The sequence below is a fragment of the Kitasatospora sp. NPDC002543 genome, from assembly GCF_053594915.1.
The window spans coordinates 45,488-52,547 of record NZ_JBSFWR010000055.1; the positions used below are offsets into that span (position 1 = coordinate 45,488).

Sequence of the window (7,060 nt, forward strand, 5' to 3'; positions counted from 1 at the left end):
AGTGCCCGCCGCTCCGGAAGTTACTTGTTATCCAACAAGCAAGTTCACCGTAGCATGGTGGCATGTCTACGCACGATGAGGGCCGAACCGGCGGAGCCGGAACGGCTCACGGGGCGCCGGCGCGCCGCACCCAGGCCGAGCGGCGGGCCCGGGCCGAGTCCGCGCTGATCGCGGCCGCCGCCCGGCTGATCGCCGAGCACGGCAGCACCGGGGTCACGCTGGCCAGGGTGGGGGAGGAGGCGGGCTTCAGCCGGGGCCTGGCCACCCACTACTTCGGCTCGAAGGCCGCGCTGCTGGCGCGGTTGCAGGAGGCGGCGCTGGCCGAGGCGATGGCGGCGGCCGCGCCGGAGCGCAGCGGGGCGGGAGCGGTGGACGAGCTGTGCGGGTTCGCGCGCGGCTGCCTGGAGGGCGTGCGCAACCCGACCGACCTCGGCCGGGCCTTCGTGGTGCTGGGCGCCGAGGCGCTCGCCGGCGCCTCGGAACTGACCGCCGCGGTGGCGGAGTTGGACGCCAGCACCCGGGAGTGGGCGGCCGAGGTGGTCGGGCAGGGGCAGCGGGACGGGGAGCTTCGCCCCGGCGTGGACCCGGGGGCCTTCGCGCTGGCCTTCGTGGGGCTGGTCAAGGGGCTGGTGGTGCAGGCCGCGGCCGCCCCGCGGTCCTTCGACGTGGGGGTGGCGGTCGCGGAGTCCGAGCGGTGGATCCGGCTCGCGCTCACGGCGGGCTGAGGGCGCGCCGGAGGCCGAGGTCCGCCACATCGGCCACGCCGACCCGGCCGCCCGGGGCGACGTCTTCTACGACTTCTACGACGGCGAGCGCTTCGCCGCGGTGAACGCCGCCCTCGCCTCGCTCGGCGCCGACGGGGTCGAACGGCTGCCCGGACCGCGGCCGGCTGGTGCCCACCTGCCCTGCCTGTGGCTGCTGCTCGCGGCGGTGGGGCGGTTGCCCGTCCGCATCGCGTCGCTGTGTCGCCCTGGGGTGTCGTCCTTGGACCGGACCTGCCGCGGCACCTGCCCCGGAGCTGGCAACCAAGTCAGTATCTTTACTGAGTTAAGTTATGCTGGCTCTGGGCGGCAGGCGAGCCGCCGTGCCAGGAAGGAACGCGAACGATGACCTCGGACCCCCGGAACCTCGACCGCGAACTGGAACGGGAGCGTGCCTACGTCGAGATCTGCCGGGTGGCGACGGCCCGGCAGGTCGAGGACGCGAGCCACCAGGTCGTCGCCGGGGAGGACGTCTCCGGCGACGGCGCCAGTGCGGAGGCGCTCGGCCGGTACCTGCGCACCCGCGCCAAGCGGATGAAGGAGCTGCCGGAGAGCCCGTCGTTCTTCGGCCGACTGGACTTCGGCGACACCGCGGAGGCCGGGGAGCACCGGGGGCAGCGCTACTACGTGGGCCGCCGGCGGATCTCCGAGGACCCGACGGTGCCGCCGCTGGTGGTCGACTGGCGGGCCCCGGTGTCGCGGGCGTTCTACCAGGCGAGCGCCCACGATCCGCTCGGGCTCGCGCGCCGCCGCCGGTTCGGCTGGGCGCCGTCGAGCCCGGGGGTGCCGGAGGACCTGACCGGGCTGGAGGACGAGCCCCTCGACGGGACCGGTTCGGCGGGCCGGGGCCCGGTCGGTGACGGCGGGGGCCGCGCTGCGGCGGACGGCGGGGGCGGCGGTGCGGGCGACGGCGCGGGCGGCCTCCTGGCCGCCGAGATCGAACGCCCCCGCACCGGCCCGATGCGGGACATCGTCGCCACCATCCAGCCGGAGCAGGACGCGCTGGTGCGGGGCGGGCTGAGCGAGTCGGTGTGCGTGCAGGGCGCGCCCGGCAGCGGCAAGACCGCCGTCGGGCTGCACCGCGCCGCGTACCTGCTGTACAGCTTCCCGCAGCGGATCCGGCACGGTGGCCTGCTGGTCATCGGCCCGAACCGGACCTTCCTGCGCTACATCGCCGAGGTGCTCCCCGCGCTCGGGGAGATCGACGTCACCCAGAGCACCGTCGAGGACCTGGTCGCCACCCGCTCGGTCGGCGCGGTCGACGACGAGCGGGCGGCCGCGGTCAAGCAGGACGGACGGATGGCGACGGTGCTGCGCCGCGCGCTGTACGGCCGCATCCGGGCGACGGGCTCGGACCCGCTGGTCGTCCCCGACGGCTCGTACCGGTGGCGGGTGCCCCCGGAGCGGCTGGACCGGACGGTCGCCGAACTGCGCGAGCAGGCGCCGCCGTACGCGATCGGCCGGGAGAGCCTGCGCACCCGGGTGGTGGCGATGCTCCAGGACCAGGCCGAACGCCGGTCCGGCGTCAGGTCCGGCGCGTGGTCGCGGAAGATCGGGCGCTGCGGGCCGGTCGCGGCCTTCCTGGAGTCCGCCTGGCCCGTGCTGCGCCCGGAGGGAGTGGTCGCCGCCCTGCTGAGCGACCCGGCCGTGCTGGCCGAGGCCGCCGACGGGGTGCTCGACCCCGGGGAGCAGGCGGCGGTCCTGTGGCGCCGGCCGCCGCGTTCGGAGCGGAGCGCGAAGTGGTCCGAGCACGACCTGATGCTCCTGGACGAGGTGGCCGGCCTGATCGAGCGCCCCGCCGGGTTCGGTCACGTCGTGGTGGACGAGGCCCAGGACCTCTCCCCGATGCAGTGCCGGGCGATCGCCCGCCGCAGTGCCTTCGGCTCCCTGACCGTCCTCGGCGACCTCGCCCAGGCCACCGCCCCGTGGGCCGCCCGCAGCTGGCCCGAGCAGCTCGCCCACCTGGGCAAACCGCAGGCAGCGGTGGTGCCGCTGACCACCGGCTTCCGTGTCCCGGCCGCCGTGACGGCGCTCGCCAACACCCTGCTGGGCGCGTTGGAGGTGGACGTGCCGCCGGCCGTGTCGTTGCGCCGGGACGGCGAGCTGACGGTGCGACGGGTGGCCGGGGGCGACCTGGACGCGGCGGCCGTGGCGGCGGTGCGGGCCGCGCTGGAACGCGAGGGATCGATCGCGGTGATCGCGGCGGACGGCGCGGTGGCGCGGGCCGCCGAGGCGCTCCTCGCCGCGGGCATCCCGACCGGGGCGGCCGAGCAGGTCGGCACCACGGCGCGGGTGACGGTGCTGCCGGCCTCGGTGGTGAAGGGGCTGGAGTACGACCACGTGGTGGTGCTGGAGCCGGCGGCCATCGTGGAGGCGGAGGCGCGGGGCCTGCACCGGCTGTACGTGGTGGTGACCAGGGCGGTCTCCCGGTTGGACGTCCTGCACTCCCGTCCGTTGCCCGCGCCGCTGGGCGGGTGACGGTGGGACGGGTGTCGGCCGGGCGGCCGGGCGGGTGGGTGCGGTGGGCGCGAGGGTGCGGGATCGCGCCAATTCGCGCCCCCGCCCGGGCAATTCGGGAAAGCGGACGCCGAACTGTCGGGCGCCCGGGAGGATTTCCGTATGCCTACGATCATCAGACTGACTGGAGCCGGTCTCGCCGCAGCCCTGTCCCTGACCGCCGCCGCGACCCCGGCCGGGGCGGCCGATCTCCCCGCCGAGGCCCCCGCCGCCACCGTCATCGAACAGCGGGTGGTCCTCACCCAGGCCGGGAACTACCCCACCGAGCAGAACCGGCACGGCGTCTTCTCGGTGTCCTGGCGCGTGTTCGGCACCGAGGACCTCGGCGGGCCGACCCACTTCACCGTCGACCTGCCGCCCGGCGTCACCACCGGCGGCGCGATGTTCTACTCCACGCCGTACGACTACACCTTCACCGAGACCGTCTCGCCCGACGGCCGCCACCTGGAGGCCGTCCTGTACGGCAACCGCCGCTCCGGGACCGAGGAGTTCATGAAGATCCCGGTCGTCGCGGAGGGGACCGGCCCGGTCACCGGCGCGATCACCGCGAGGGTGGCCAACGCCAACGACACGATCCCGACCGGGCACGTCTCCACCTACCTGCTCGGCATCGGCCTGCTGCCGCCGACGATCGGCTCGCAGCCCCGGATCGACGACGTCAGCGCCACCACCGGCCCGGGCGCGGGCGGCACCCCCGTGACCGTCACCGGCGTCGGCCTGGAGGGCGCGATGGTGCTGGTCGGCGGCGTTCCGGCGCCCGGCACCTGCACCGGGACCGTCTGCACGGTGACCACGCCCGGCGGCTCGGGCAGTGCCGCCGTGACGGTGGCGGGACCGGGCGGGACGGCCCAGGCCCCGGCGGCGTTCGACTACACCGGCGCCCCGCCGCCGCCCCCGCCGGCCCCCGTGCTCTCCGGACTGAACACGCCCTCGGGCCCGGCGGGCGGCGGCACCGCGGTCATCGTGACCGGCGCGAACCTGGCCGGTGCCACGGTCTCCTTCGGTGGCCGGCCCGCCACCCGGCACTCCTGCGGACCCCAGCTGTGCACGGCCACCGCCCCGCCGGCCGACCGGCCCGGCCCGGTGGACGTCACGGTGACCACGGCGGGCGGCACCGGCGGCCCGCTGACCTTCAGCTACACCGCGTAGCCGGAGGCCGGCCCGGCGGCGGGTCCGCCGCCGGGCGGTGCGCGGACGGCCGGACGCGCTCGACCGGCGAAGCGCGGCGCGGCGCGGCCCGGTCGGGCGTCCGGCGGCCGGGCAGGGTGTGCCGGCGTCGGTCGGCCGGTCGGTGCCGACCCCGGGAGGTCACTACTGTCAGGATCCACCACATGCGAAACAAGTGATTTGAAAAATTCTTCAAGTTCATACATGCTGTCGTGCCGTTGACCCGGTAGGAGGCGCGTCCTGGCGCCGACGGGCACAGGGAAGGGGCGGTCGTGACCGCGGGAACCGGCGAACGGCGGCCGACCGCAGGCCGGTCGGAGGCGAGCGCGGGATGAGCCTCGCAGCTGTCGTGGGCGACCGGGTGCGGGCCGTGCTGCCCACCCGGGCGATCCTCGCCACCATGGGCCGTTCCCCGCGCAAGGACCTGCTCGCCGGCCTCACGGTGGCGATCGTGGCGCTGCCGCTGGCCCTGGGCTTCGGCATCTCCTCCGGGGCGGGCGCCGAGGCCGGGCTCGCCACCGCCGTCGTGGCCGGGGCGCTGGCCGCCGTCTTCGGCGGCTCCGACCTCCAGGTGTCCGGGCCGACCGGCGCCATGACCGTCGTCCTCGTGCCGATCGTCGCCCGCTACGGCACCGACGGCGTGCTGACCGTCGGCCTGCTGGCCGGGATGGTCCTGGTGCTCCTCGCCCTGCTGCGGGCCGGGCGCTGGATGGCGTACGTGCCGGTGCCCGTGGTGGAGGGCTTCACGCTCGGCATCGCCGGGGTCATCGCCCTGCAGCAGGTGCCCGGCGCGCTCGGGGTGCCCAAACCCGAGGGCGACAATCCGGCGGTGGTCGCGGCCCGGGCGGTGCGCGACTTCGCCGTCGCGCCGCACTGGGCGGCCGTCGGGGTGGCGTTCGCCGTCGCCGCCGTGATGCTGGTCGGCGTGCGGCTGCGGCCCGCGCTGCCGTTCTCGCTGATCGCCGTCGTCGCCGCGACCGTCACCGCCGAGCTGGCCGGCCTGCCGGTCGCCACCATCGGCCACCTGCCCGCCGGCCTGCCCGCGCCCTCGTTCGGCTTCGTCGACCTCTCCGCCGTCCCCGCGCTGCTGCCCTCGGCGTTCGCCGTCGCCGCGCTGGCCGCGCTGGAGTCCCTGATGTCCGCGACGGCGGCCGACGCGATGAGGGTGTCGGGCCGGCACGACAGCGACCGCGAGCTGTTCGGCCAGGGCCTGGCCAATCTGGCCGCCCCGCTGTTCGGCGGCGTCGCCGCGACCGGCGCGATCGCCCGTACCGCCGTCAACGTGCGCTCCGGCGCGGCCTCCCGGCTCGCCGCCCTGGTGCACGCCGCGGTGCTCACGGTGATCGTCTTCGCGGCCGCGCCGCTGGTCGCGGGGATCCCGCTGGCGGCGCTGGCCGGGGTGCTGATCGCCACCGCGGTCCGGATGGTCGAGGTCGGTTCGCTGCGGGCGTTGGCCCGCACCGGGCGCGGCGAGGCCGCCGTGCTGGCCCTGACGGCCGTCGCCACCCTGGCCTTCGACCTGGTCACCGCCGTGGTGCTCGGGGTGCTGGTCTCGGGCGTCCTGGCGCTGGCCGCCGTCGCCCGGGCGGCCCGGGTCGAGCAGGTCCCGCTGCGGGCGCAGGCTCCGGCCGCGGACCACCACGAGGAGGAGCTGGCGCTGCTCGCCGAGCACATCGTGGCCTACCGGATCGACGGGCCGCTGCTGTTCGCGGCCGCGCACCGCTTCCTGCTCGAACTCACCGAGTCCGCCGAGGTCGAGGTCGCGATCCTGCGGATGTCGCGGGTCAGCGCGATCGACGCCAGCGGCGCGACCGTCCTCGGCGACGCCATCACCGCGCTGCGCCGGCGCGGCACCCTGGTGCTGGTCTCCGGCGTCCGCGACGAGCACCACCGCCCGCTGGACGCCCTCGGTGTGCTCGACGGGCTGCGTGCCGACGGGCACGTCTTCGCGACCACCCCCGAGGCCATCGCCCACGCCCGAGCCCACCTGCACGGCCGGGCGGTGCCCGCCGACCGCGCGCACGCCGCCGAGGACGGCCGTGCCGCCGGCCACGGCCTCACCGCCACCGGGGCCGCCGAGCGGCTCCGGCACCCCTGCTGACCTCCTCACCCGTCCCGAGGGCCACCTCCGAACACCCTGGATAATCTGAACTCATGAGCGACAACCTTCCCCCGTGCCCGCAGTGCTCCAGCGAGTACACCTATGAGATGAACGCCCTCATGGTCTGCCCCGAGTGCGCCCACGAGTGGGTGCCCGGCGGCGCCGACCAGGCGGCCGGAGCGCCGGCCGGCGAGCGGGTCGTCAAGGACGCGGTCGGCAACGTGCTGAGCGACGGCGACACCGTGACGGTGGTCAAGGCGCTGAAGGTCAAGGGCAGCGTCTCCGGCATCAAGGCCGGCACCAAGGTGCGCAACATCCGCCTGGTGGACGGCGTGGACGGGCACGACATCGACTGCCGGATCGAGGGCTTCGGCGCCATGCAGCTCAAGTCCAGCGTGGTCAAGAAGGCCTGACCCCCGCGGGCCCGTACGGCCGCGCCCCGCCGAGGCCACCCGTGCGGGGGGGAGCGGGGAGCGGCCCGGGGTGGTTCGTCCGCCTACGGGAGCCCCCCGGG

Annotated in this window: 5 protein-coding genes; all 5 read left to right on the forward strand. The window is 76.0% G+C overall.

Features of this window, described 5'->3' with window-relative positions:
• Nucleotides 1–62: 62 nt before the first annotated feature.
• Nucleotides 63–725, forward strand: coding sequence for a TetR/AcrR family transcriptional regulator (locus tag ACWD4P_RS22795; RefSeq protein WP_449780831.1), 663 nt, complete (start codon nt 63–65; stop codon nt 723–725).
• A 381-nt stretch (nt 726–1,106) separates the two neighbouring features.
• The gene (locus ACWD4P_RS22800) at nt 1,107–3,239 is read left to right on the forward strand and encodes a HelD family protein (RefSeq protein ID WP_449780832.1); all 2,133 of its coding nucleotides are present in this window, start codon (nt 1,107–1,109) and stop codon (nt 3,237–3,239) included.
• 141 nt (nt 3,240–3,380) lie between these two features.
• The gene (locus tag ACWD4P_RS22805; protein WP_449780833.1) at nt 3,381–4,427 is read left to right on the forward strand and encodes an IPT/TIG domain-containing protein; all 1,047 of its coding nucleotides are present in this window, start codon (nt 3,381–3,383) and stop codon (nt 4,425–4,427) included.
• A 349-nt stretch (nt 4,428–4,776) separates the two neighbouring features.
• Nucleotides 4,777–6,546, forward strand: coding sequence for a SulP family inorganic anion transporter (locus tag ACWD4P_RS22810; protein ID WP_449780834.1), 1,770 nt, complete (start codon nt 4,777–4,779; stop codon nt 6,544–6,546).
• 53 nt (nt 6,547–6,599) lie between these two features.
• Nucleotides 6,600–6,959, forward strand: a complete 360-nt coding sequence (locus ACWD4P_RS22815) for a zinc ribbon domain-containing protein YjdM (RefSeq protein ID WP_359821960.1) — start codon at nt 6,600–6,602, stop codon at nt 6,957–6,959.
• Nucleotides 6,960–7,060: the final 101 nt, after the last annotated feature.

Excerpts from the sequence above, each read along its gene's own strand:
- ACWD4P_RS22805 (WP_449780833.1), top strand. The coding sequence starts at position 3,381 with ATGCCTACGATCATCAGACTGACTGGAGCCGGTCTCGCCGCAGCCCTG.
- ACWD4P_RS22815 (WP_359821960.1), top strand. The coding sequence starts at position 6,600 with ATGAGCGACAACCTTCCCCCGTGCCCGCAGTGCTCCAGCGAGTACACC.
- ACWD4P_RS22810 (WP_449780834.1), top strand. The coding sequence starts at position 4,777 with ATGAGCCTCGCAGCTGTCGTGGGCGACCGGGTGCGGGCCGTGCTGCCC.
- ACWD4P_RS22795 (WP_449780831.1), top strand. The coding sequence starts at position 63 with ATGTCTACGCACGATGAGGGCCGAACCGGCGGAGCCGGAACGGCTCAC.
- ACWD4P_RS22800 (WP_449780832.1), top strand. The coding sequence starts at position 1,107 with ATGACCTCGGACCCCCGGAACCTCGACCGCGAACTGGAACGGGAGCGT.